This is a genomic window from Tardiphaga sp., from assembly GCF_025356345.1.
Taxonomy (GTDB): Bacteria; Pseudomonadota; Alphaproteobacteria; order Rhizobiales; family Xanthobacteraceae; genus Tardiphaga.
On record NZ_JANXTC010000116.1, the window covers coordinates 1 to 22921 of the forward strand.

22 protein-coding genes and 1 tRNA gene are annotated in these 22921 nt (G+C 64.1%); 9 read left to right on the plus strand and 14 right to left on the minus strand.

The annotated features are described in order from the left end of the window. Positions 1 to 30: 30 nt before the first annotated feature. Positions 31 to 1281 carry a 23S rRNA (adenine(2503)-C(2))-methyltransferase RlmN gene (gene rlmN, locus Q0S16_RS06675; protein WP_295846250.1) on the minus strand — a complete coding sequence of 417 codons (1251 nt, stop codon included), beginning with the start codon at positions 1279 to 1281 and terminating at the stop codon, positions 31 to 33. A 269-nt stretch (positions 1282 to 1550) separates the two neighbouring features. Beyond that, positions 1551 to 2186 (minus strand): invasion associated locus B family protein, encoded by a 636-nt coding sequence (locus tag Q0S16_RS06680; RefSeq protein WP_295846252.1) that lies wholly within the window; start codon positions 2184 to 2186, stop codon positions 1551 to 1553. A 316-nt stretch (positions 2187 to 2502) separates the two neighbouring features. On the opposite strand from Q0S16_RS06680, the gene Q0S16_RS06685 reads away from it, so the two are divergent. Then, a complete protein-coding gene (locus Q0S16_RS06685; RefSeq protein WP_295846254.1) occupies positions 2503 to 3477 on the plus strand; it encodes an NADPH:quinone oxidoreductase family protein in 975 nt (324 codons plus the stop codon). A gap of 147 nt (positions 3478 to 3624) precedes the next feature. On the opposite strand, the gene Q0S16_RS06690 is transcribed toward Q0S16_RS06685, so the two are convergent. The 3 genes from Q0S16_RS06690 to Q0S16_RS06700 all read right to left on the minus strand — a co-directional run bounded on the left by Q0S16_RS06690 (position 3625) and on the right by Q0S16_RS06700 (position 4906). Then, on the minus strand, positions 3625 to 4026 hold the full coding sequence (locus Q0S16_RS06690; protein ID WP_295846256.1) for a host attachment protein: 402 nt from the start codon (positions 4024 to 4026) through the stop codon (positions 3625 to 3627). Between the two features lie 104 nt (positions 4027 to 4130). Further along, positions 4131 to 4514: a YkvA family protein gene (locus Q0S16_RS06695; RefSeq protein WP_295846257.1), complete on the minus strand. Its 384-nt coding sequence runs from the start codon at positions 4512 to 4514 to the stop codon at positions 4131 to 4133. An 86-nt stretch (positions 4515 to 4600) separates the two neighbouring features. Continuing rightward, on the minus strand, positions 4601 to 4906 hold the full coding sequence (locus Q0S16_RS06700) for a 4a-hydroxytetrahydrobiopterin dehydratase (RefSeq protein WP_295846258.1): 306 nt from the start codon (positions 4904 to 4906) through the stop codon (positions 4601 to 4603). A gap of 179 nt (positions 4907 to 5085) precedes the next feature. Here Q0S16_RS06700 and Q0S16_RS06705 point away from each other — a divergent pair, with 179 nt between their 5' ends. The 3 genes from Q0S16_RS06705 (at position 5086) to typA (ending at position 10215) form a co-directional block, all read left to right on the plus strand. Next, positions 5086 to 6522: a TAXI family TRAP transporter solute-binding subunit gene (locus Q0S16_RS06705; RefSeq protein WP_295846259.1), complete on the plus strand. Its 1437-nt coding sequence runs from the start codon at positions 5086 to 5088 to the stop codon at positions 6520 to 6522. Positions 6523 to 6609: 87 nt separating this feature from the next. Next, positions 6610 to 8163 (plus strand): alkaline phosphatase D family protein, encoded by a 1554-nt coding sequence (locus tag Q0S16_RS06710; protein WP_295846273.1) that lies wholly within the window; start codon positions 6610 to 6612, stop codon positions 8161 to 8163. A 228-nt stretch (positions 8164 to 8391) separates the two neighbouring features. Then, positions 8392 to 10215, plus strand: coding sequence for a translational GTPase TypA (gene typA / locus Q0S16_RS06715; RefSeq protein WP_295846275.1), 1824 nt, complete (start codon positions 8392 to 8394; stop codon positions 10213 to 10215). Positions 10216 to 10451: 236 nt separating this feature from the next. Here typA and maiA read toward each other — a convergent pair whose 3' ends face one another. Further along, positions 10452 to 11120, minus strand: a complete 669-nt coding sequence (gene maiA / locus Q0S16_RS06720; protein WP_295846276.1) for a maleylacetoacetate isomerase — start codon at positions 11118 to 11120, stop codon at positions 10452 to 10454. A 163-nt stretch (positions 11121 to 11283) separates the two neighbouring features. Here maiA and Q0S16_RS06725 point away from each other — a divergent pair, with 163 nt between their 5' ends. Beyond that, entirely contained in the window at positions 11284 to 12534 is a 1251-nt protein-coding gene (locus Q0S16_RS06725; protein WP_295846277.1) for an NAD(P)/FAD-dependent oxidoreductase, read from the plus strand. Positions 12535 to 12539: 5 nt separating this feature from the next. Here the strand turns inward: Q0S16_RS06725 and Q0S16_RS06730 are convergent, their stop codons facing one another. Then, a complete protein-coding gene (locus Q0S16_RS06730; protein WP_295846278.1) occupies positions 12540 to 12986 on the minus strand; it encodes a DCC1-like thiol-disulfide oxidoreductase family protein in 447 nt (148 codons plus the stop codon). A 423-nt stretch (positions 12987 to 13409) separates the two neighbouring features. Here Q0S16_RS06730 and Q0S16_RS06735 point away from each other — a divergent pair, with 423 nt between their 5' ends. From Q0S16_RS06735 to Q0S16_RS06745, 3 genes are all read left to right on the plus strand, one after another. After that, positions 13410 to 13919, plus strand: coding sequence for a GNAT family N-acetyltransferase (locus Q0S16_RS06735; protein ID WP_295846280.1), 510 nt, complete (start codon positions 13410 to 13412; stop codon positions 13917 to 13919). A gap of 100 nt (positions 13920 to 14019) precedes the next feature. Further along, positions 14020 to 14553, plus strand: coding sequence for an inorganic diphosphatase (gene ppa / locus Q0S16_RS06740; RefSeq protein WP_295846282.1), 534 nt, complete (start codon positions 14020 to 14022; stop codon positions 14551 to 14553). A 227-nt stretch (positions 14554 to 14780) separates the two neighbouring features. Further along, on the plus strand, positions 14781 to 16262 hold the full coding sequence (locus Q0S16_RS06745) for a M20 family peptidase (RefSeq protein WP_295846285.1): 1482 nt from the start codon (positions 14781 to 14783) through the stop codon (positions 16260 to 16262). A gap of 18 nt (positions 16263 to 16280) precedes the next feature. Here Q0S16_RS06745 and folD read toward each other — a convergent pair whose 3' ends face one another. The 3 genes from folD to Q0S16_RS06760 are packed head-to-tail and all read right to left on the minus strand — an operon-like array spanning position 16281 to position 17807. After that, complete coding sequence (folD, locus tag Q0S16_RS06750) at positions 16281 to 17165, minus strand: bifunctional methylenetetrahydrofolate dehydrogenase/methenyltetrahydrofolate cyclohydrolase FolD (RefSeq protein WP_295846287.1); 885 nt, start codon at positions 17163 to 17165, stop codon at positions 16281 to 16283. Continuing rightward, on the minus strand, positions 17162 to 17509 hold the full coding sequence (locus Q0S16_RS06755; RefSeq protein ID WP_295846289.1) for a DUF167 domain-containing protein: 348 nt from the start codon (positions 17507 to 17509) through the stop codon (positions 17162 to 17164). Before Q0S16_RS06755 ends, folD begins: the two co-directional genes overlap by 4 nt. Before the next feature lie 7 nt (positions 17510 to 17516). Then, a complete protein-coding gene (locus Q0S16_RS06760) occupies positions 17517 to 17807 on the minus strand; it encodes a YggT family protein (RefSeq protein ID WP_295846297.1) in 291 nt (96 codons plus the stop codon). Between the two features lie 195 nt (positions 17808 to 18002). On the opposite strand from Q0S16_RS06760, the gene Q0S16_RS06765 reads away from it, so the two are divergent. Then, positions 18003 to 18078, plus strand: a tRNA-Ala gene (locus Q0S16_RS06765). A gap of 251 nt (positions 18079 to 18329) precedes the next feature. Here the strand turns inward: Q0S16_RS06765 and Q0S16_RS06770 are convergent. From Q0S16_RS06770 to Q0S16_RS06785, 4 genes are all read right to left on the minus strand, one after another. Beyond that, positions 18330 to 19112: an SDR family oxidoreductase gene (locus tag Q0S16_RS06770; protein ID WP_295846299.1), complete on the minus strand. Its 783-nt coding sequence runs from the start codon at positions 19110 to 19112 to the stop codon at positions 18330 to 18332. A 198-nt stretch (positions 19113 to 19310) separates the two neighbouring features. Next, the gene (locus Q0S16_RS06775) at positions 19311 to 19790 is read right to left on the minus strand and encodes a TerB family tellurite resistance protein (protein WP_295846301.1); all 480 of its coding nucleotides are present in this window, start codon (positions 19788 to 19790) and stop codon (positions 19311 to 19313) included. Between the two features lie 134 nt (positions 19791 to 19924). Beyond that, the gene (locus Q0S16_RS06780; RefSeq protein WP_295846303.1) at positions 19925 to 21334 is read right to left on the minus strand and encodes an adenylate/guanylate cyclase domain-containing protein; all 1410 of its coding nucleotides are present in this window, start codon (positions 21332 to 21334) and stop codon (positions 19925 to 19927) included. A 31-nt stretch (positions 21335 to 21365) separates the two neighbouring features. Then, positions 21366 to 22754 (minus strand): cytochrome P450, encoded by a 1389-nt coding sequence (locus tag Q0S16_RS06785; RefSeq protein ID WP_295846305.1) that lies wholly within the window; start codon positions 22752 to 22754, stop codon positions 21366 to 21368. Between the last annotated feature and the right edge of the window lie 167 nt (positions 22755 to 22921).

The following is a 22921-nucleotide window of genomic DNA, read 5'->3' on the forward strand; positions in this document are numbered from 1 at the left end:
GCAATGACGGCTGAGGGTCCAACGAACGCATCAATCCGTCATCGCCATCGCGCGCAGCGCCTGGCGCTCGCGGGCCGAGAGTTTTTCGGTTTCGGATTTCAACTGCCCGCAGGCGGCGAGGATGTCGCGGCCGCGTGGGGTGCGCACGGGGGATGAATAACCGGCGTTGAAAATATATTCCGAGAACTGTTCGATCTGGTCCCAGTCCGAGCACTCGTATTTCGTGCCGGGCCAAGGGTTGAACGGGATCAGATTGATCTTGGCATGGATGCCCTTCAGCATCTTCACCAGCAGCTTGGCGTCTTCGAGCGAATCGTTGACGCCGCGCAGCATCACATATTCGAAGGTGATGCGGCGCGCATTGGAGGCGCCGGGATAATCGCGGCAGGCCTGCAGCAATTGCTCCAGCGGATATTTCTTGTTGATCGGCACCAGCTCGTTGCGCAATTCGTCGCGCACCGCATGCAGCGAGATTGCGAGCATCACGCCGATCTCGTCGCCGGTGCGGAAGATGTTCGGCACCACGCCGGAGGTCGACAGCGTGATCCGGCGTCGCGAGATGCCGATGCCTTCATTGTCGGCGACGATCAGCAGCGCGTCGCGCACGGCTTCGAAATTGTACAGCGGCTCGCCCATCCCCATCATCACCACATTGGTGACGAGGCGGTTACCGTTCGGGGTGTCGCGGTCAGCCCAGTCGTTGAGGCGGTCGCGGGCGACCATGATCTGGCCGACGATCTCGCCGGCGGTAAGGTTGCGCACCAGTCGCTGGGTACCGGTATGGCAGAACGAGCAGGTCAGGGTGCAGCCGACCTGCGAGGAAACGCACAGCGTGCCGCGGTCGGTCTCGGGAATGTAGACGCACTCGACCTCATGGGCCTTTTCGCCCGCCGTCCCGCTCGGCAGCCGCAGCAGCCATTTTCTTGTGCCGTCATTGGAGATCTGCTCAGCCACCACTTCGGGGCGGGCCACCGTAAAGTGCTGCTCGAGCTGGGCGCGCATATCCTTGGAAATGCTCGACATTTCCGCAAAATTCTGGGCGCCGCGGACATACATCCAGTGCCAGATCTGCGCCGTCCGCATCTTCTGCTGGGCCGGTGCCACGCCGATCGAACCCAATTGCGCGGCAATCTCGGCGCGCGACAGACCGATCAGCGACGGTTTGGCCAGCGGCACATAGGTTTCGAGCGCGATCTTCTCCAGCGGCGCGTCTGCCTGCGGCAGCACGGGCAATGGAAGGGCGTCGATGGCGGAACCGGCCGCGGTTGAAACAGGGGTCATGGTGGTCGATCTGTGATGTCGCGGGAATTCAAGCCTCAAATAGGCTTTTTGGTGCCCCCTGCAAAGGCGCTAAATGCGGCATTATTAACGGCAGCAGGGATTTAGCGGAGATTCGTTCCCCGGACGCGGTGCCATGCGCCGCCGTTTGGCGGCGTGGGGCGCCGCAGATCCGGGGCCCCGGTATTATTGAGAAACCGGGATCCCGGTTCTGCGAAGCGGCACTTCGCGCCGCATCGCGCCCGGGAAACCCGATGCAATGCCGCGCGCCTCTACCGTCGGCAATCCTGCGCCAGGCGGTCCAGCGCCTGGGCCAGGCCCTTCAGCGAGAAGGTGTCCGAGGTCTCGGTGCCCTTCGCGGATATACCTTTCACGGTGACGTCGGCCGCCTTGCGCATGGCGTCAACCATGCGCTCTTCCTCGGCGGCGTTCTTGATCCACAGCCCGTCGCCCTGGGTGTACATCGCATAACGGGCGCCACCGACTTCCAGCGAGGATTCCGAACCTGGCTTGAGCTGGTAGCCGATCATGATCGAGACTTCATTGTTCACTCGCTCCGCCGGCCGGGTCGAGACGAAGGCATAGGCGGGATCGCGCGGCCGGTTCGGCGGGGTGGTCCTGGACGATGACGGCTTGGCCAGCGCGAAGCAGACCTTCTTGCCGTTCGGAGTCGCGGTGTAGGCGCCCCAGGTGCCGAACTGCCCGACCAGGGTCGGCTCGGCATTGCCGCCGGTCGCCGCGGCTGGTGCCGTCGCCGGCTTGGCCGGGGCGGGCTTCGCGGCCGCGGCCGGCTTCACCGGCGCCGCCTTGGTGCCTTTCGACGGCGCGCTTTGCGCCTGCGCGAGGCTGGACGCCGCGCAGAACGCCACACTCATTGAAACAACAGTCAGGATTCGCCGCACGGACATCGAGTGTCGATCCCTTATCTTTGTGACTGGAAGATGGCCCGCTCCAGTGCCGCCATAGTTTCCGCAATAGACGGAAACCGGAAATTTTGAAAGGCCGGGACACGGAATTGGCCGGCATTGCGAGGAGCCCTTGCGACGAAGCAATCCAGTCCTGACTTACGGTTTTCTGGATTGCTTCGCTTCCGCCTTCGCTCTTCGAGCTTCGGCGGACAAGTCGCTCGCCATGACGTGGAGGGAACGGTGCGAAGCGCATTGTCCGACCGGCCGAAATCCGGCAAGAAGAATGCAACTGTCTCAATCAGAAGGTCAGACATCGATGAAAGCCATTCTCTGCACGCAGTTCTGCGAACCCGACGATCTCGTGCTCGCCGATATCGCCGATCCCGTGGCCGCGGCCGGCCAGGTGGTGATCGCGATCAAATCCGCGGCGCTGAATTTCTTCGACATCCTGATGATCCAGGGCAAGTACCAGATCAAGCCGCCTTTCCCGTTCTCGCCGGCCGCTGAAGTTGCCGGAATTATCGACAGCGTTGGCGACGGCGTCAACGATCTCAAGGTGGGCGACCGTGTCGTCGCCTCGGTCGGTCACAATGGCGCGCGCGAGAAGATCGCGGTGGCTGCGGCCTCGGTGGTGAAGATCCCCGACCATCTGGATTTCGATCGCGCCGCGGGCTGCATCATCACCTACGGTACCGCGCTGCATGCGCTGGAAGACCGCGCCAGCCCGAAGCCGGGAGAGACCCTCGCGGTGCTCGGCGCCGCCGGCGGCACCGGGCTCGCGGCCTGCGAACTCGGTCACCTGATGGGCCTCAAGGTGATCGCCTGTGCGTCTTCCGATGAAAAGATCGAATTCGCCAAGCAGCATGGCGCCGAGCTTGGCCTGAACTACGCGACCGAGGATCTCAAGGAAGGCCTGAAGCGCATTACGGCTGGCGAAGGCGCCAACATCATCTTCGATCCGGTCGGCGGCAAATATGCCGAGGCCGCGTTGCGCGCGATCGCCTGGGAAGGCCGCTTCCTGGTGATCGGTTTTGCGGCGGGCGACATTCCCAAAATGCCGCTTAATCTGGCGCTGCTGAAGGGCTGCGACATCCGCGGCGTATTCTGGGGCGCCTGGGTAAAGAAGAACCCGCAGAAGAACCGCGCCAACCTCGAGAAGCTGGTGAGCTGGGCCGCGGAAGGCAAGATCTCATCGCATGTCGACAGTACCTTCCCCCTGGCGCAGACCGCCGAGGCGCTCAAGGTGCTCGGTGGCCGCAAGGCGATGGGCAAGGTAATCCTGCATCCGTAAAGCCGTTTCCCGGATGCGCCGCGGTGTTCTTTACGCTGCCGCGCGGAGCCGGGATCCCGGTTGATGTCGCAACCGGGGCCCGGCTCCGCGGCGTACAACGCCGCGAAGCCGCGGCGTCGTGCACCGCTTCCGGGGACAGTCGACGGCTTACGCCGCGAGAATCGTCTTCTCGATATCGGCGACGGAATGGCCGGTGAGGTCCTTGGAGATCTCGCGCAGCAGCACGTCCTCGAGCTTCTTGTGATAGTGCTTGCGCATTTCGCCAAGCGTGCGCGGCGCCGCGATCACGACGACATTGGTGACGCCGTGGGTGAGGACCTGCTGGTTCAGCATTTCGGTGATGCTTTTCGCAAAGCCGTCTTCCGCGACCTGCTTGTCGTCCGGGTTGGCGGCGCTGCTGTGATGGCCGCTGGCGGAAGCCGTGGCGGTTTCGACCTCGGGCTCCGGCGCCGCGGTGAGGCTCATCGAGATTTCGGTACCGGTATTGCGGAACAGGCTCAGCTTCTCGCCGTCGGCGACAGCCACGATTGTATCCGTTGGAAGGATCATTGAAGTCTCCATGAGGTGAGAACTGCCGGAGCGAGATCGCTCAAACGGCTCGATGCACCAATGGATCAGCTACTCCGAAGTTCCGCCGCCCGCGTTGCGGCAGATCAAGCCGGAGCGTCGGTGTTGTCCAGCCCGCGCGCCAGCGCGGCCCGCGCCGCCTCATGATGTTCCGGTGTGATATGGCTCGCCACCATGCGCAAGGCGGTGGCCAGGATCGCGGCATCGTCGCTGAAGCCGAGGATCGGCAGCATGTCCGGGACGAAATCGAACGGCAGCACGAAATAGGCGATGGCGCCGAGCAGCGCCGCCTGGACATGGCGCGGCGTCTGGCGGTCAAAGGCGCAATAATACGCGGCCAGAAGATCCTCGGCGAACGGCAGTTTCACCGCCAACCGCTTCAGCTTGCGCCAGAACTGCTTGCGAACGCCCTCGGGGTCCTCAGCCAGACGATCTGCCGGCTCGAAACCCACGCTGTGCTCGGATGCCACTGAGGCCCTCCTGTTCGTCATTCGCCACGCGTCTTGCGTGATATGAAACTGGTCATGCCGTCCCGGCACGGCAAGTCCGCGGCGGTTCAGGCGACGCCCAACTGCGCGGCAATGGCGTTCATCGCTTTTGCCAGCGCGACGTCGAGTTCGGTCACGCCCGCCGCGTCGTGGGTGCTGAGCTCTACCTCCACCGTCTTGTAAACATTGCGCCATTCGGGGTGATGGTCGTTTTTCTCGGCGACCAGCGCGACCCGGGCCATGAAGCCGAAGGCTTCATTGAAATCCTTGAAGACGAAGGTCCTGGCGATGGCATCGCGGCCATCGACCTCACCCCATCCGGCCAGTTCCCGCAACGCCGCCTTGCGCGCTTCCGCCGATAAACGTTCTGTCATTCTGTTCTCCCACATCACCTGAACTTTACCCTAACACGCCGGCGCACCGTTCGGATCCATGCCACAATAGAGAAGCAAATATGGCGCAGGGATGGTTCCGCGATCGGTAACCATCCCGGCGAGGGAACCGCGCGAAGCCATCCGACTTTGCTACAATGTCGATCGAACCGCATCGGTAAATGGCCTTGGATTTGAAGCGATTGTTTTCCCGATCGATCGTCGACGGCCCGGGGGTGATCGGGCCCGCCGGACCGCCGTCGCCGCGCTCGGTGCGACACAAGATGACGCTGGTCGCCGTGGCCGGCGCGCTTGCCGTCGTCGCCGCGGTCGCAGGCGCATATTACTTTGCGATGAAGCCGGTGCCGCTCCGGATCGCGGTCGGACCGCCCAATAGCGACGATGCGAAAGTAGTGCAGGCGCTGGTGCAGCAGTTTTCGCGCGATCACAGTTCAGTGCGGCTGCGTCTGGTGCCGACCGACGGCGCCGCTGCCAGCGCCAGGGTCCTGGCCGAGGGCAAGGCCGATCTCGCGATTGTTCGCGGCGATCTTGAAGTGCCAAAAAATGCCCGCGCGGTGGCGACGCTGCGCAAGAATGTCGCCGTGATCTGGGTGCCGCCGACCGCGAAGGGCAAAAAATCGGGTCCTAAGATCACCAAATTTTCTCAGCTGGCGGGGCATCGCATCGGTGTGATCGGAAAAACCCAGGCCAATGTGAACCTGCTGAATATTGTGCTGCGGCAATATGGCGTCGATCCCGCCAAGGTGACCGTCGTGCAGTTCTCGACCACGGAAATCGGGGAAGTGGTGAAGGACCAGAAGGTCGATGCCTTCCTCGCGGCTGGTCCCGTCAATAGCCGGATCACCATCGACGCCATTGCGGCCACGACGCGCGAGGGCGGCACCCCGACCTTTCTAGCGATCGATTCGGCGGCGGCGATCGCGCAGAACTATCCGATCTACGAGGCCGCGGAAATTCCCGCCGGCGCGTTTGGCGGTTCGCCGGCGCGGCCGGATGATGACATCAAGACCATCAGTTTTTCGCACCACATTGTCGCCCGGCATGGGCTGTCGGACGCCATTGTCGCCGCCTTCACCCGGCAATTGTTCGCGGTGCGCCAGCAGATCATCACCGACTTCCCGCTGGCGGCGAAGATCGAGACGCCGGATACCGACAAGGACGCGGTCATCCCGGTGCATCCGGGCGCCGCCGCCTATGTCGATGGCGAGGAAAAAACCTTTCTCGATCGCTACAGCGACTACATCTGGTGGAGCCTGATGGGCCTCTCCGCGATGGGCTCGGCGGGCGCCTGGTTCGCCAGCATGATGCGGCGCGACGAGCGCAACAACAACACCTCGCAGCGCGACCGCCTGCTCGACATGCTGGCGGTGGCCCGCAAAAGTGACTCGCCTGAGGAACTCGACCGGATGCAGGCCGAGGCTGATGCGATCCTGCGCGATACGCTGAATTGCTTCGAGCATGGCGCCATCGAGCAGGGCACGCTGACCACCTTCAACATCGCGCTCGAGCAGTTCCACAACGCGGTGGCGGATCGCAAGGCGTTGATGGAAGCGGTGCCGATGCCGCCGCTTCGCTCAGCGCGCGCGCAGGTCGCCTGACCGCTTCGCAGCTGCGACGTCCTGTCACAGCCGCGTTAAACAAACCGCCTAGATCCATTCCCGTCAGACATCTCTGAGGAATGCGCCATGGCTATCCACTTCACCCGCCGCCGCTTTTTGTCCACCGCCGCGCTCACCGGGGCCGGTGTGCTGGCGATGCCCTATCTCAGCCGCGCCGCCGACCGGCCGATGGTTTCGCACGGCGTGCAGTCCGGCGACATTGGCGTCGATGGCGGCATGATCTGGTCGCGCGCCGATCGCCCGGCGCAGATGATGGTCGAAGTGGCCACCACCGAATCCTTCAAGAATGCGCGCGCGCTGCCGCCGATCTACGCGCTGCCGGAAAGCGATTTCACGGCGAAGCTGCTGGTCGGCGATCTGCCCGCCGGGCAGGACATTTTCTATCGCGCCAAATTCCGCGACCTGTCGCATCCCGACATCGTCGGCGAGCCCGTGGTCGGCCGCTTCCGCACCGCGCCGGCCGACCGGCGCGACGTCAGCTTCGTCTGGGGCGGCGATGTCGCCGGCCAGGGCTATGGCATCAACGCCGAGGATGGCGGCATGAAGACCTTCGCCACCATGCGCAAGCACAATCCGGATTTCCTGATCCATTCCGGCGATACCATCTATGCCGACGGGATCATCGTCGCGGAAACCAAACAGTCCGACGGCAAGATCTGGAAGAACACCACTTTGGTGCCGGAAAAGGCCAAGGTCGCCGAGACGCTGGAAGAATTCCGCGCCGCGCACAAATACAACATGCTGGATGAGCATGTCCGTGCCTTCAATGCCGCGGTACCGGTGTTTGGCCAGTGGGACGATCACGAAGTCACCAACAACTGGTCGCTGTCGAAACAGCTGCCGGCGACCTACAAGGAGCGCGACATCACGCTGCTGGCGGCGCGTGGCGCGCAGGCGTACCGCGAAATGTATCCGATCCGGCCCAATGCGAATGAGCCCGGCCGGGTTTATCGCACGCTGAATTACGGCCCGCATCTCGACGTCTTCATGCTCGACGAGCGCAGCTATCGCGGCCCCAACGGCGCGAACCTGCAGGAGAACTACGGCCCCGATGCCTATTTCATCGGTCCGGACCAGATGGCGTGGCTGAAGCGGGCGCTGCTGGCCTCGAAGGCGACCTGGAAGGTGATCGCCTCCGACATGCCGATCAGCATCATCGTCGAAAACGACGCGGTGAATCACACCGGCTCCGAGGCGATCGCGCAGGGCGACGGCCCGGCGCGCGGCCGTGAACTGGAGATCGCCGACATCCTGCGCTTCATCAAGAGCTCGGGCATCGTCAACACGGTGTGGCTGACCGCCGACGTGCACTACACCGCCGCGCATTACTACAACCCGAGCAAGGCGCAGTTTCAGGATTTCGAGCCGTTCTGGGAGTTCGTCTCCGGCCCGTTCCACGCCGGCACCTTCGGGCCCAATCCGCTCGACAATACCTTCGGTCCCGAGGTCAAATTCATCAAGGCGCCCGGTCCGGACCGTCAGAACCTGCCGCCCTCGGCCGGTATGCAGTTCTTCGGTCACGTCAAAATCGACGGCCAAAGCGGGCAAATGACCGTGACTCTGCGGGATCGGGACGATACGGCGCTGTGGGCGACCGTTTTGGACCCGAAAATCGCCTGATCAAACGGCAGATTTGCTTGTTTTTCGGCGATTTCTGGCTATATTGCGCCGCAACGCGTCCGAGTACCCGGCCCCTTCTGGCCGGGTTTGCTTTTGGAGGGATTGCCCCAGCGCGTTTTCAGACGATGCAGAACCGACGGCGCTGGAGCGTGAGGCTACAAGCCTTTTGTCGAACCTGTCTTGTTGAACCGCTCCGGGCACCCAGACCGTAAAACCAGAAGAAGACCTATGAACCTTCGCAACATTGCTATCATCGCCCACGTTGACCACGGCAAGACCACGCTCGTCGACAAGCTGCTGCAGCAGTCCGGCACCTACCGCGACAACCAGCGTCAGGTTGAGCGCGCGATGGATTCGAACGACATCGAAAAAGAGCGCGGCATCACGATTCTGGCCAAGTGCACCTCGGTGCATTGGGAAGACGTCCAGATCAACATCGTCGACACCCCGGGCCATGCCGATTTCGGCGGCGAAGTCGAACGCATCCTGTCGATGGTCGACGGCGTCATCGTGCTCGTCGACGCCGCTGAAGGCCCGATGCCGCAGACCAAATTCGTGGTCGGCAAGGCGCTGAAGCTCGGCCTGCGCCCGATCGTCGCCATCAACAAGGTCGACCGCCAGGACGCCCGCATCACCGAAGTCGTTAACGAAGTATTCGACCTGTTCGCCGCGTTGGACGCCACCGACGAGCAGCTCGACTTCCCGATCCTGTACGGATCCGGCCGCAACGGCTGGATGGCCGACAGCCCGGACGCGTCGCATGACGTCGGCATGAAGCCGCTGTTCGATCTCGTCATCAAGCACGTGCCGCCGCCCGTGGTCGAAGAAGGCCCGTTCCGCATGCTCGGCACGATCCTGGAAGCCAACCCCTATCTCGGCCGCATCATCACCGGCCGCATCTCGTCGGGTTCGGTGCGTCCGAACCAGACGGTCAAGGTGCTGTCGCGCGACGGCAAGACCGTGGAAACCGGCCGCATCACCAAGATCCTGGCGTTCCGCGGCCTCGAGCGGCAGCCGGTGGAGCTGGCGGAAGCCGGTGACATCGTCGCCATCGCCGGCCTGCCCACCGGCACCGTGGCCGACACGTTCTGCGATCCCTCGGTCGAGATTCCGATCCAGGCCCAGGCGATCGATCCGCCGACCGTGTCGATGTCCTTCATCGTCAACAACTCGCCGCTCGCCGGCACCGAAGGCACCAAGGTCACCAGCCGCCTGATCCGCGACCGCCTGCTGCGCGAAGCCGAAGGCAATGTCGCGCTCAAGGTGGTCGAAACCGCCGATCGCGACGCGATGGAAGTGTCGGGCCGCGGCGAATTGCAGCTCGCCATTCTGATCGAGAACATGCGCCGCGAAGGCTTCGAGCTCTCGGTGTCGCGTCCGCGCGTCGTCCTGACCAAGGACGAGAACGGCAACACGCTGGAGCCGGTCGAGGAAGTCGTCATCGACGTCGATGAAGAATTCTCCGGCGTCGTCGTTCAGAAGATGAGCGAACGCAAGGCCGAGATGATCGAGATGCGCCCGTCCGGCGGCAACCGCCTGCGACTGGTGTTCTACGCGCCGACCCGCGGCCTGATCGGCTATCAGGGCGACCTGATGACCGACACCAAGGGCACGGCGATCATGAACCGCCTGTTCCATGCCTACCTGCCCTACAAGGGCGAGATCGCCGGCCGTCGCAACGGCGTGCTGATTTCGAACGATGCCGGCGAAGCCGTCGCTTACGCGATGTTCAAGCTGGAAGATCGCGGCCCGATGATGATCGAGCCCGGTGTGAAGGTCTATAAGGGCATGATCATCGGCGAGCACACCCGCGAGAACGATCTCGAACTCAACGTTCTCAAGGGCAAGCAGCTTAGCAACATCCGCACCACGTCGAAGGACGAAGCGGTGCGCCTGACGCCGCCGATCCGCATGACACTCGAAAAGGCGCTGGCCTATATCGAGGGCGACGAGCTGGTCGAGATCACCCCGAAATCGATCCGCCTGCGCAAGAAGCACCTCGATGCCGCCGACCGCAAGCGCGCCGAAAAGACCAAGGAAGTGGTGGCGTAAGCCATCGCTGCTTTTGGTGATCCGTTACGAAAATGCCCGGCTCGCGCCGGGCATTTTTGTTGGGGGGCTGAAGATTGCAAGTTGGTTTCCCGGATGCGCCGCGGCGTTCTTCACGCTGCTGCGCGGATCCGGGATCCCGGTTTCTTCCGCGCCAAACCGCGGCCCCGGCTCCGCAGCGCATCAGGCCGCGAACGCGGCCCGCCGCACGGCGTCCGGGGAGCGATGAACAATTTGCATTATGCCGCCTTTGGCGCGCCCTCCTGCTTCAGCGGATCGGCATTGGCAAAGGCCTCCAGCGCCTCGCAGCGCGCCATGATGCGGTCGATGGTCGGCAGCGGCGGCAGGGTGAGTTTGTTGACCCGCGCCAGCACCGTGATGCTGCCGAGGCAGATGTCGGCCAGCGTCAGCGCCTCGCCGTGGCAGAACGCGCCGGTGGCGGCTTCGCTCGCCAGCCGCTGCTCCACCGCGGCCAGGCCGGCGCCGAACCAGTGCGTCATCCAGGCCTTGATCGCGGCGTCGTCGAAGCCGCCGACGCCGGCGAGATATTTCCGCACCCTTGGGGTGATCAGCGGATGGGTATCGCCGGCCAGCATCGCGGCGATCGAGCGCACCCGGGCGCGGCCATGCGGATCGGCCGGCAGCAGCGGCGGGGCGGGGTGGGTCTCGTCGAGGAATTCGAGAATCGCCAGCGATTGCGTCAGCGGCGGATGGCCGCGCTCGACCAGCGCCGGAATCGCTCCGAGCGGATTGATCGCCAGAAATGCCGGGCTGAGCTGCTCGCCGGCATCGAGGTTGATGACGCGCTCTTCGGCGCGCAGCCCCTTCAGATGGAGCGCTACCCGCACCCGGTAGGTCGCCGAGGTTCGCCAGAAACCATAGAGTTCGAAATCGGTGGGGTGGGCCATGGAACCATCTTTCCTGCAAGGCTTTGGAAGGGGCGCGACATCGCCGGCGCTTGAATAATTCAAGCCACACGATATCCAGTCGACACGCCATTCACGCGTTAGCCGGTGATGATGTCACCTCCGCGCCTTGCCGCAAAGCCGAACGCCCGATGACAAAGCTGCGATGACAAAGCTGCCGTCCGAAGTCGATGTCGCCATTATCGGCGCGGGCGCCGCCGGGCTCGGCGCCGCCCACGCGTTGAAAGATTCCGGCCTGTCGGTGATCGTGCTGGAAGCGCGCGACCGGATCGGCGGCCGCGCCCATACCGTTCTGGCGGCGCCGGGCATTCCGTTCGACATGGGCTGCGGCTGGCTGCATTCCGCCGACAGGAATTCCTTTGTCGCCATCGCGCAGCGGCTCGGCTTCGAGATCAACAAGGCCCGCGCGCCGTGGCGCGAGGGCAGCTATGAGACGACCTTCCCGAAGGCGGACCGGATCGATTTCTTTGGCGCCATCGACGCCTTCTATGATCGCGCCGAAGCGGCCGCGGAGCGCGACGACGACGCACCGGCCAGCAGCTGCCTGGAGCCGGGCAATCGCTGGAATCCGATGATCGATGCCGTCAGCACCTATATCAATGGCGTCGAACTCGACCGCGTCTCGCTGCATGACATGGATGCCTATGAGGACACCGAAATCAATTGGCGGCTGCCCGCCGGCTATGGCGCGTTGATCTCCGCCTATGGCGCGCCGTGTCCGGTGTCGCGGGACACCCAAGTGACGCTGATCGACCATGCCGGCGCGCGCGTCAAAATCGAAACCTCGCGGGGCACGCTGAGCGCCGCCAAAGTAATCGTCACGGTGCCGAGCAATCTGCTCGCCAGCGAAAGCATCCGGTTCAGCCCGGCGCTGCCGGCCAAGGTCGATGCCGCGCGCGGCCTGCCGCTCGGCACCAACAACAAGGTGATGCTGGCGCTCGACGGCGCCGGCGACCTGCCGAATGATGCCGGGCTGCGCGGCGCCACCGACCGCGTTGGCGTCGGCAGCTACCAGATCCGGCCGTTCGGCTATCCCTGCATCGAAGGCTTTTTTGGCGGCGGTTTTGCCCGCGAGCTGGAAGACGCCGGCGACGGCGCGCTCGGCGCCCAGGCGATCGAGGAAGTGGTCGCGCTGCTCGGCTCCAGCTACCGCGGCAGGCTCAGGCCGCTCGCCGAATCGCGCTGGGGCCATGATGCCTTTGCGCAGGGCGCCTATTCCGCCGCGATGCCCGGCCACGCCGAAGCCCGCGCCGTCCTCGCCGCGCCGGTCGATGGCCGGCTGTTTTTCGCGGGAGAGGCGACGTCGGCGCATTTTTTCTCCACGGCGCATGGCGCAAGAGACAGTGGAGAACGGGCGGCGGAGGAAATATTGGAAGCGGCGCATCTGGAAGTGTAGTTGAGCTATTCGATCACTCTCGCTCTCATTCCCGCATCCGGCACCATGCAGGCCTCGCTGCGTCCAAAAATCCGGTAGCGGTTCCTGGCGACCAGATTGTAGACGGGGTCGCGCAGCCAGCGCGGCAGAGCGCGCAGCCCGCCGGCCCAGTGCCAGCCGGGCAGTTGCGACAGCACGGTCAGCGCGCCGTCCGATCTGAAATGCGCGGTGCCGCCATGGATGACCGCGTTGCTGTCGGGATCTTCGGGGTCGATGCCGAGGGCGCGCGCCAGCCGGGTGCCGTAGCCGGATTGGATCGCGGTGAAGCGGAACCGGCGATCGGTGTCGCGCGTGGCGATGAAGCGGACCCAGTGCGAGCAGAACACGCAGACGCCATCATAGAGGATGATGTCATCGTCCGGCCAAAGCGTGGCCGCCGCGGCACCGCGGAATTTTCGCGCGTCAGCTATCATGGCACTTCCGGTTTGAGGGGGACGACCTCAGAGGCAATTATAGAGGTATTCCAGTAACTTCTGGTAATGGTCGGTGGGGCGCGGCATCGGCGTTATGTTCTCCCTGCGACATTTGCAGGCCCATTGGCTTCGATCGCTAGGCGCGATCCCGATGCAAGCTGCCGGATCAAGTCGGGTTACGCCATGGCCGGACTACACACCGCGAATCAATCCGGTTCTGCTTCTGGTCAAACCTTTGTGCGGTCGCAGCATGATTCACTTTGGGACTCCATGCGGAAAAAACCCGGCGGAAATGCGCGGTGGGTCAAAGTCTGTGCTTTTTCGATACACCTTGACCGTCGACTGATGCCCGAAATCCACACGTTAACCGATAATTAACGATGGAGCTTGAACAGCGGGCGCCGACTTGCTTTGATCATCTCCATGAGCACAAACCTGATCGAGGTTCGACCGGCCAAGACCGCGGATGCGTCCGCGGTGGCTTCCACCCATGACGAAGCCTGGCGCTCGGCCTATCAGGGTTTGATCCCTGGCCCGGAGCTGGAAAAGCTGATCAATCGCCGTGGCCCGCAATGGTGGGAATCGGCGATCCGCAAGGGCAGCCGCGTCAGCGTGCTGTGCTTCGGCGACAAGGTGGCCGGCTACGCCAATTACGGCCGCAACCGCGCCCGCAGCCTGCATTTCGAAGGCGAGATCTACGAGCTTTATCTGCGTCCGGAATTTCAGGGCCTCGGCTTCGGCCGCCGGCTGTTCGCTTCCGCCAAGCGCGATCTGGTGCAGAGCGGGTTGAAGAGCATGGTGATCTGGGCGCTGTCCGATAATGAGGGCGCCACCGAATTTTACCGCGCGCTCGGCGGCAAGATGGTCGCCCGCTCCTCGGAGCGCTTCGGGCCGAAATCGCTCGACAAGGTCGCCTTCGCCTGGAACCATTGAGCCTTCAATCTTCCCCCTCCTTCATGCGTCGCGGGCGTTGAATCCGGGCCTTGGCTCGGCTACGCCTCTCGCGACCTGTCCTACAAATCTGGAGTTTCCGATGCGCCTTGAGGCAATCCCGATCGGCGCCAAGGCGCCGCAAGAAGTCAATGTCGTGATCGAGGTGGCCGTCGGCGGCGAACCCATCAAATACGAGATGGACAAGGAATCCGGCGCGCTGTTCGTCGATCGCTTTCTCTACACGCCGATGCGTTATCCCGGTAATTACGGCTTCATCCCGCATACGCTGTCCGGCGATGGCGATCCCTGCGACGTGCTGGTGGCCAATACCCGCGCCATCGTGCCCGGCGCCGTGATGAGCTGCCGCCCGGTCGGTGTGCTGCTGATGGAAGACGAGGCCGGCCACGACGAGAAGATCATCGCGGTGCCGACCTCGAAGCTGACCCAGCGCTACGACAAGGTGAAGAACTACAGCGACCTGCCGGAAATCACGTTGCAGCAGATCCAGCATTTCTTCGAACACTACAAGGATCTCGAGCCCGGCAAATGGGTCAAGGTGGTACGCTGGGGTGATGCCGCCGATGCCCACCGGCTGATCCTCGAAGGCATGGAACGCGCCAAGGCCGGGAAATAGGCCGAGCACTCTTGTGCCCGGGCGCAGCGCAACGCGCTGCGCTCGCAGCGTGGCGCGCTGCTGATCCGGGGTCCGGTTTCAGGCAACCGGGATCCCGGCTCCGCGGAGCAGCGTGAAGAACGCTGCACCGCGTCCGGGAAACGCGACCGCGCGCCACGCGCGGCGTCTCGTAACGATCATGGAACATCGCTAGCCTGCGCACGGGACAACCGATGCCGGGATGCTCGATGCGCCGCCTTCTCAGACTGATCCGTAACATCGCACTCGTCATCGCCGCGGCGGTCGCCGCGCTCTCCGGCGTGCTGGCGTTCAATGCCTTCAATCTGTCGTCGCGACAGCTGCGGGTCACGCCAATCCCGCGGGTAGCGGTCGACGAACAGGCCGCGGCCGCCCGTCTCGCCGAGGCGATCCGATTCCCGACCATTTCCGGCACGGCCCAAGCGGAGCCGTTTGCCGACGCGCTGCGCGCCATGCAGGTGCATCTTGTCGTCAGCTTTCCGGCGTTTCATGCGGCGGCCGCGCGCGAGACCGTTGGCGGCCACAGCCTGCTCTACACCTGGCAGGGCTCCGATCCATCGCTGAGACCGATCGCCTTGCTGGCGCATCAGGATGTCGTGCCGGTGGCGCCCGGCACCGAAAAGGACTGGCAGCACCCGCCGTTCCAGGGCGTCGTCGCGGATGGATTTGTCTGGGGCCGCGGCTCGTGGGACGACAAGGGCAATCTGTATTCGATCCTGGAAGCCGCCGAAGGGCTGGCGCGGCAGGGCTTTCGCCCGACGCGCACGATCTATTTCGGCTTCGGCCATGACGAGGAAGTCGCCGGTCAGGGTGGCGCTACCGCCATCGCGGCATTGCTGGCCTCGCGCAATGTCCGGCTCGATTTCGTGCTCGACGAGGGCCTGCTGATCACCGAAGGCCTGCTCAAGGGCATCGACCAGCCGCTGGCGCTGATCGGCGTCGCCGAGAAGGGCTATGCCACGCTGACCCTGACCGCCCAGGCGACGCCGGGCCACTCCTCAATGCCGCCGCGCGAGACCGCCATCGGCATGCTCAGCGCCGCGCTGGTGCGGCTCGAAACGCGGCGGCTGCCGATGCGCATCAACAGCACCGTCGCCGACATGCTGGCGACCGTGGCGCCGGAAATGCAGGGTCTGGATCGCGTGGTGTTGTCGAACCTGTGGTTGCTGAAGCCGCTGCTGCTGCATGAATTCGAGAAGAGCGGTCCCAGCGAGGCCAATGTCCGCACCACCACGGCACTGACCATCTTCAAGGCCGGCGAACAGGATAATGTGCTGCCCGGAATTGCCGAGGCCACGGTGAATTTCCGTCTGCTGCCGGGCGACACCCAGGAAAGCGTCGCCGACCATGTTCGCCGCGGCATCGGCAACGATCGCATCGCCATCGCGCTCTTTCCGGGCAATACCGATCCGCCGCCGGTCTCGGCCACCGACACGCCGTCTTATGCGACGCTCAATCGCACGATTCGCGAAACATTTCCGGATGCCCTGGTCGCGCCCGGCCTGATGATCGCGGCCACCGACTCGCGGCATTACGCCGGCGTCGCCGACAACATCTTCCGCTTCTCGCCAGTGCGCGCCAATGCCGAAGACCTGACGCGTTTCCACGGCACCAATGAACGCCTCAGCGTCGCCAATTACGGCGACATGATCCGGTTTTACCGGCGGCTGATGCAGAACGCGGCCCGGTAGCAAGCAAACCGCGGCGAACTACACCGCCGGTCGGGCCAGCCCGTGGATCGCGCAGGCCGCGCGCAGCGTGTTGACCAGCAGGCAGGCGACCGTCATCTGGCCGACGCCGCCCGGCACCGGGGTGATCGCGCCGGCTACTTCCAGCGCTTCCGCATAGGCGACGTCGCCGACCAGCCGGGTCTTGCCGTCGTCGCCCGGCAACCGGTTGATGCCGACGTCGATCACGGTGGCGCCGGGCTTGATCCAGTCGCCGCGCACCATTTCCGGGCGCCCCACCGCGGCATAGACCAGGTCGGCCTGCGCGCAGAGCTTGGCCAGGTCGCGCGAGCGCGAATGCGCGATGGTCACGGTGGCGTTTTCATTGAGCAGCAATTGCACCAGCGGCCGGCCGACCAGATTGGAGCGGCCGATCACGATCGCATTGAGGCCTTCCAGCGACGGATGCACCGTCCTGGTCAGGATGATGCAACCGAGCGGCGTGCAGGGCGACAGCGCGGGCAGGCCGCCGGCGAGACGGCCGGCATTGTTCGGATGCAGCCCGTCGACATCCTTGGCGGGATCGATGGCATTGACGACCGCGTCGGTATCGAGACCCTTGGGCAGCGGCAGTTGCACCAGGATGCCGTGCACCATGGGATCGGCGTTGAGCTTGCCGACCAAAGCGAGCAGGTCGCTTTGCGCGACGTCGGCCGGCAGCCGGTGTTCGAACGAGGCCATGCCGGCGGCCTGGGTCTGCTTGTGCTTGCTGCGCACATAGACTTCGCTGGCGGGGTCAGAGCCGACCAGCACCACCGCGAGGCCGGGCGTCAGGCCATGGTCGCGCTGGACCCGCGCGACCTCGGCGGCGACGCGCTCGCGCAGTTCGGCGGCAATGATCTTTCCATCGATGATGCGGGCGGTCATGTCGGGTCCTGTTCGCTGGATTTCTTGGGCTTTGCCGCAGTCATGCTGCGCAGCAATTCGCCGAGTTTCCGGGGGTCGCCATCGACGGCAATCTGTTTTTGCCGCGAGGTGGTGCCGGACAGCACGCGCACCGCGCGTTTAGGCACGCCGAGGGCCTTGGCCAGCAACTCGGTCACCGCGCGGTTGGCTTCGCCGCCTTCGGCGACGGCGCGAACGCGCACTTTCACCACGCTGCGGCCATCGGCCAGAGTCTCGATGCCGTCGATGTCGTCGCGCCCGCCGCGTGGCGTCACCCGCAAGGCGATGCTGATGCCGTCCGCGCCATAGCGCCAGGGGTCGGCCACGCCGCGGTCAGTAGACGTTGGGATAGATATAATAGGTGATCACGCGCTGCAGGAACATGATGATCAGGATCAGCACGATCGGCGAAATGTCGAGGCCGCCGAGGCTCGGCAGCGAGCGGCGAATCGGGCCCAGCACCGGTTCGGTGATGCGAAACAGGAACTCGGCAATCGCCGCGACGAACTGGTTGCGGGTGTTGACGACGTTGAAGGCGATCAGCCAGGACAGGATCGCCGAGGCAATCAGCAGCCAGACGTAGAGATCGAGTATAATCAGCACGATATCGAGAATGGCACGCATGGCGGGGAAAGCTCGCGGGGTTGGTCGCGGATTCGACTGTTGGGTAAATATCGTTTCGCACCCGCGCAAACAAGGGAAGTTCCGGGCAAAAACACCGGCAGGACCGGTGTTGCGGGACGTTCTTGACTTGCCCTTAACAGGGATTGTAAATGGCGACGATTGCCAAATGGGCTGCGTCAGCAGCCAGTTTGCATCGGGGCCATAGCTCAGCTGGGAGAGCGCGTCGTTCGCAATGACGAGGTCGGCGGTTCGATCCCGCCTGGCTCCACCATCCTTCGCTTGCTTCGCAAGCTACGGCTCGGCGAGCCACTCCAGACCATCGGGGCAAAGCAAGCGAAGGATGTCGCGCCGCGGCCCGAAGGGCGTAGGCGGACCGGGAATGTTCAGGAAACATTTTAACTGCTTCGCAAGCGACGGCTCGGCGAGCCACTCCAGACCATCGGGGCGAAGCAAGCGAAGGATGTCGCGCCGCGGCCCGAAGGGCGTCGGCGGACCTCGCCATTCAGCCGACGAAAGCTAAAATCAACTCACCCGCCGCAATTGCAACCTCGCCACCGCGCCAGCGATAAATCCGCGCGGAAACAGACGCAGCAGCAGCGGCACCATCCTGATGCCGAGGCCCGGCAGCACGATGCGCTTGCCCGCCATCAATCCGCGATAGCCCGCCCTGGCGACGTCGGCGGCGGAGACATTCAGGATCGCCGAATCCAGCCCGGGCTCGAAGCCGGCCCGCTGCTGGAATTCCGAGGGCACCGGACCGGGACACAGCGCGGTGACGCGCACGCCGAGCGGGCCCAGTTCCTGATGCAGCGCCTCGGTGAAAGACAGCACATAGGCCTTGCTGGCGTAATAGACCGCCATGCCCGGTCCGGGCAGGAAGCCGGCGATCGAACTGATGTTGAGGAGACCGCCTTTGGTGCGGATCAGGCTGTCGGAAAAACGCAGCGACAGATCGGTCAGCACCCGGACATTGAGCTCGATCATCGCGAATTGGCGGGCGCGGTCCATATCGGTGGCGCGACCGAACATGCCGAAGCCGGCATTGTTGACGACGTACTCGACCTCGACCCCGGCTTCGACCAGCGCGCTGGCGATCTGGTCGCACGCGCCGGGCAACTCGAGATCGCAGGGAATGATGATGGGGGCAGAACCGCCCGCCATCACGATGTCGCGGGCCAAAGCCCGCAGCCGGTCGGCGCGGCGGGCCACCAGGACGACGCGATGCGCATGCGATGCGAATTCGCGGGCCAGCTCAGCGCCGATTCCTGACGATGCCCCGGTTATCAACGTCACGCGCTCAGTCACAATGAGATGCTCTTGAAAGGAGAAGGGTCACAAGGGCGGAAACAGGCACAGTCTGAATAGGCCTAATCGGGATACCCGCGATCTGCAAGCCGCAACCGCTACCTCAATACCTTAAAGAAGTTCCTTCATGGCTATACATGTCTTAACCGCGATCCTCCGCGGATGCCAATCACGCGTGACCGCACGGGACAGTACCGTTCAGATCACGGCATCGGATGTCGCCGCGCCGCCGGAAATCCGGCGCTTCAACTCGATGCGGTCCCGCGATGAGACCGCGAGCAGGTCGGCGGCGCGCCAGACCACGTTCTCCTCGAACTCCGACACCCTGCCGTCGGCATAGACCAGCTCCCACATCATCTCGACGATACGGATGCGGCCGGCTTCATCGACGGCGCGCATGATCACGCTAGTGAAGTGATACAGGTCGACAGCGTCGCCCTCGACCAAAGTCGCCGCGGCGATCAGCCGATCGGCCGTGCCGGAGCCAAGCCCGAAGCGGGTTTCGATCAGACTGTGCAGCTTGGTCTTCTCGATCTCCGATGGCTCGCCATCGAGCGAGATGACGTGAACCATCAAGGCCGTCGCGGCCAGCCGGTAACCATTATCATCGAAGGCCTGGCTCTCGTGTGCGCCCGGCGAGACGACGTCGGCAATGAATTCGCGCAGCTTTTCGAACATCGTTTGCCCATTGCCTGATCGGCTCCGCCCGATGCGGAAACGCCTCTCGTTTGTGGCCTGAAAAGGGAACACGTGCAATGCACGCGAGTTCCCAAGCGTGGCATTACCATTCCGCCATCACGGCTTCGCGCGCTTCAAGGAATTTCGTAAACCACGACCTTGTCGGCGATGCCGCGCAACGCGGCGTGCTTCTGAATCGGCGTGATATGGGCCTGCCGCAGCATGGCCTCCACCGCATGCGCCGAAATGACCGGGCCGGTGACATGGATCGCCTGCGAGTTCGCCAGGCCCTGCACCTGCGCGGCGATGTTGACGGTCTGGCCGAAATAATCCTGCCGGTCGTTCAGCATCACGGCCAGGCACGGACCTTCGTGGATGCCGATCTTCACCACCAGGTCAGTGGTCCCGCGGGCCTCGTTGAGCCGTTCCATTGCCGTGCGCATGCGCAATCCCGCCGCCAACGCCTGCTCCGGCCGGGTAAAGGTCGCCATCACCGCGTCGCCAATGGTCTTCACCACGGCACCGGCTTCCGACGAGATGATCTCCAGCAGCGCCTGAAAATGCGCGCGCACCAGATCGAACGCGGCAAGATCGCCGACGCGTTCGTAGAGCGCGGTGGAGCCCTTCAGGTCAGTGAACAAGAAGGTCAGCGAGGTGATCTTCAGCCGCTGGTCGATGGTGAGGTTGTCGGCCTTGAAGACGTCGCGAAACGTCTGGTTGGTCAGTATCCGCTTGGCGGTCAGGAACGGCTTGCGCTGGCCGATCAGATGATGGAGCGCGTCGGCGGCGACGAATACCGAGGGCAGCACGCGAAGTTCGGTCTGGTTGTCGAACGACAGATGTACCGGTCCTGGCCGCAGCGTGATGGTTTCGGTCGGCCGATGGGTGTGATCATAGACCAGCGACAAATGTTGGATTGCGATGGTCGGCTCACCCTGCACGTCGATGAATTGCGCGGCGTGGGTCACCGGCTCGAACACGATCAAAAATTGCGACGGCAATCGCAGCGTCGTGTCCAGCTTGCGAAATGGCGCGACGTCGCGCGTATCCAGCACGATCTCGTCCGACAGCGCCGCGAACGACGTCGCGTCGAAATCGACCCCCGAACTCCAGAACACCTGCCTGAAATATTCCCAGACCGGCAGCGTGTTCGGATCATGCGCCGCGATGCGACGCACCCGGGGTGAAACGGTAAAGGCCACCTCGACCTGATCATCCACCGAGGCGCGATAGCCGTTGCCGCACAGGCCGCATTGATATTCGTCGTCGCGCAGCGATTTCAGCGTGTCATGGGTGTCGAGCACGCCGCGGCAGCCCGGGCACAGCACGTTCCAGGTGAGGTCGAACAGACCGAGTCGCGCGGCCTGCAAGAATCCGGAAATCACCCGTTCTTCGTCGAGTCCGGCGCTGGCGGCGAAGTCGATCAGATTGATGCGGTTGAGTTCGTGGTCGGCGCCATCCGTGATCAGCCGGCCGATGGCGTCGACAAGGAGCGGATCGCTCGTCTTCTTCAGGGTTTCAAGCTGGTTCCGCAGGTCGCTCATGGCTCTTAGATAGGGCGCTTCCGCATCAAATCTACCGCCTGCTGATCCGAAATTGAGGCGAACGATCCGGTTGCGTGGTCACGATGCCGATCGGCATGACGGGCTCCGTCTCCGGCAATTCGACGCGAAACGCGCCAACGATCTTCGCCAGGGCGAGCGTCGCCTCGACCAGCGCGAAATGCGCGCCGATACAGACCCGCGCGCCGACACCGAACGGCAAATAGGCAAAGCGATCCGGCGGCGCCGCGCCGGGCATGAAGCGCCGCGGGATAAAGGCATTCGGCTCGCGCCATAATTTTTCATGCCGGTGCAGCAACCAGGGGGCGATCAGGATCACATCGTTCTTGACCACCGCTTCGCCGCCCAGCGTATCGGGGCCGGCGGCGGCGCGCGCGATCAGGAAGGCTGGCGGATACAGCCGCATGGTTTCGTCGATCACCGCGCGGGTGAATTTCAGCTGCTCGATATCGAGGGCGCCGCTGGCACCGGCGATTCTTGCTTCCGCCGCGATCTGCTCCTGCGTGTCAGGGTCGAGCGTCAGCATATAAAGCGCCCAGAACAAGGCCGTGGCGGTGGTCTCGTGGCCGGCGAGGATCATGGTCGCGACCTGGTCGCCGAGCTGCGTATCGGAGAAGGCGTCGCCGGTTTCCGGGTCGCGCGCGGCGACCATCAGGTCGAACAGGTCGCGTGGCGGCGCGCCATCGACCTTGCCGGCGGCGCGGCGCTCCGCGATCAGCATGGCGACGAAGCGGGTCCAGCGCTTGCGGAAAAAGTGTCGCGAAATGTCCTGCGGCGTCGGCCAGCCCAGCGGCAGCAGCAGATCGAAAAAATGTGGCCGCGCCAGATTGCTGCCGTATTCGAAGACGAAGTCGCGCAGCGCACGGCCGTGGCGCGCCATGCCGTAGGAGAACATCGTGCGGCCGGCGATCTCCAGCGTCATTCGCTGCATGATTTCGCGCAGGTCGACCGGCCCGTCGGTGGCGCCGTGCAACTCCAGCAGCGTGTCGTCGATCGCGGAAATCATGTGCGGCACCAGCGTGCTGACCGCGCGCGGCGTGAACGCCGGTGCCAGCGTGCGGCGCTGGTGCTTCCAGTTGCGCCCTTCGGCGAGCAGCAGGCCTTCGCCGAGCATTGGCCGCAGCACGCGGATGCCCGCCGCCGTGCGGGTGTAGTTCTCGTAATTGTCCACCAGCACGTGGCGGATATCGTCCGGCGAATTCAGGATGAAACTGGCGTGACCGAAGAACCGCCCCTTGATCAGGCCTTCCTCATAAGCGCGCTGGCCCCAGGTGCCGATCGCGCTTTTGCGCATCGCCGCCAGCCGGCCGAACGGGCCCATGGTTTCGGCCGCGCGCGGCGGGCTGGGCGGCACCAAAGGCGCACGAGCCGCGGGAACTGGATAGGCTTCGGCAGTGCTCACCTGAGGCCTCGTGGCTGAGAGACAAGACATCATAGCAGGCGCAAATCCGGGCGCTATGAAGGCAGGTGCATCCCCGCTAGTCGGTCAATTCGGACACCGTGATGCGGTTTTCGGAGGCCGGCCAGCCACGCGCCACGATCCGTTCCTGGTTGAACAGCGCCACCACG

Bases quoted from the DNA above. Each gene is read 5' to 3' on its own strand.
- rlmN (WP_295846250.1), bottom strand. From the start codon at position 1,281: ATGACCCCTGTTTCAACCGCGGCCGGTTCCGCCATCGACGCCCTTCCA.
- Q0S16_RS06680 (WP_295846252.1), bottom strand. From the start codon at position 2,186: ATGTCCGTGCGGCGAATCCTGACTGTTGTTTCAATGAGTGTGGCGTTC.
- Q0S16_RS06685 (WP_295846254.1), top strand. From the start codon at position 2,503: ATGAAAGCCATTCTCTGCACGCAGTTCTGCGAACCCGACGATCTCGTG.
- Q0S16_RS06690 (WP_295846256.1), bottom strand. From the start codon at position 4,026: ATGATCCTTCCAACGGATACAATCGTGGCTGTCGCCGACGGCGAGAAG.
- Q0S16_RS06700 (WP_295846258.1), bottom strand. From the start codon at position 4,906: ATGACAGAACGTTTATCGGCGGAAGCGCGCAAGGCGGCGTTGCGGGAA.
- Q0S16_RS06705 (WP_295846259.1), top strand. From the start codon at position 5,086: ATGGCCTTGGATTTGAAGCGATTGTTTTCCCGATCGATCGTCGACGGC.
- Q0S16_RS06710 (WP_295846273.1), top strand. From the start codon at position 6,610: ATGGCTATCCACTTCACCCGCCGCCGCTTTTTGTCCACCGCCGCGCTC.
- typA (WP_295846275.1), top strand. From the start codon at position 8,392: ATGAACCTTCGCAACATTGCTATCATCGCCCACGTTGACCACGGCAAG.
- maiA (WP_295846276.1), bottom strand. From the start codon at position 11,120: ATGGCCCACCCCACCGATTTCGAACTCTATGGTTTCTGGCGAACCTCG.
- Q0S16_RS06725 (WP_295846277.1), top strand. From the start codon at position 11,284: ATGACAAAGCTGCCGTCCGAAGTCGATGTCGCCATTATCGGCGCGGGC.
- Q0S16_RS06730 (WP_295846278.1), bottom strand. From the start codon at position 12,986: ATGATAGCTGACGCGCGAAAATTCCGCGGTGCCGCGGCGGCCACGCTT.
- Q0S16_RS06735 (WP_295846280.1), top strand. From the start codon at position 13,410: ATGAGCACAAACCTGATCGAGGTTCGACCGGCCAAGACCGCGGATGCG.
- ppa (WP_295846282.1), top strand. From the start codon at position 14,020: ATGCGCCTTGAGGCAATCCCGATCGGCGCCAAGGCGCCGCAAGAAGTC.
- Q0S16_RS06745 (WP_295846285.1), top strand. From the start codon at position 14,781: ATGCGCCGCCTTCTCAGACTGATCCGTAACATCGCACTCGTCATCGCC.
- folD (WP_295846287.1), bottom strand. From the start codon at position 17,165: ATGACCGCCCGCATCATCGATGGAAAGATCATTGCCGCCGAACTGCGC.
- Q0S16_RS06760 (WP_295846297.1), bottom strand. From the start codon at position 17,807: ATGCGTGCCATTCTCGATATCGTGCTGATTATACTCGATCTCTACGTC.
- Q0S16_RS06775 (WP_295846301.1), bottom strand. From the start codon at position 19,790: ATGTTCGAAAAGCTGCGCGAATTCATTGCCGACGTCGTCTCGCCGGGC.
- Q0S16_RS06780 (WP_295846303.1), bottom strand. From the start codon at position 21,334: ATGAGCGACCTGCGGAACCAGCTTGAAACCCTGAAGAAGACGAGCGAT.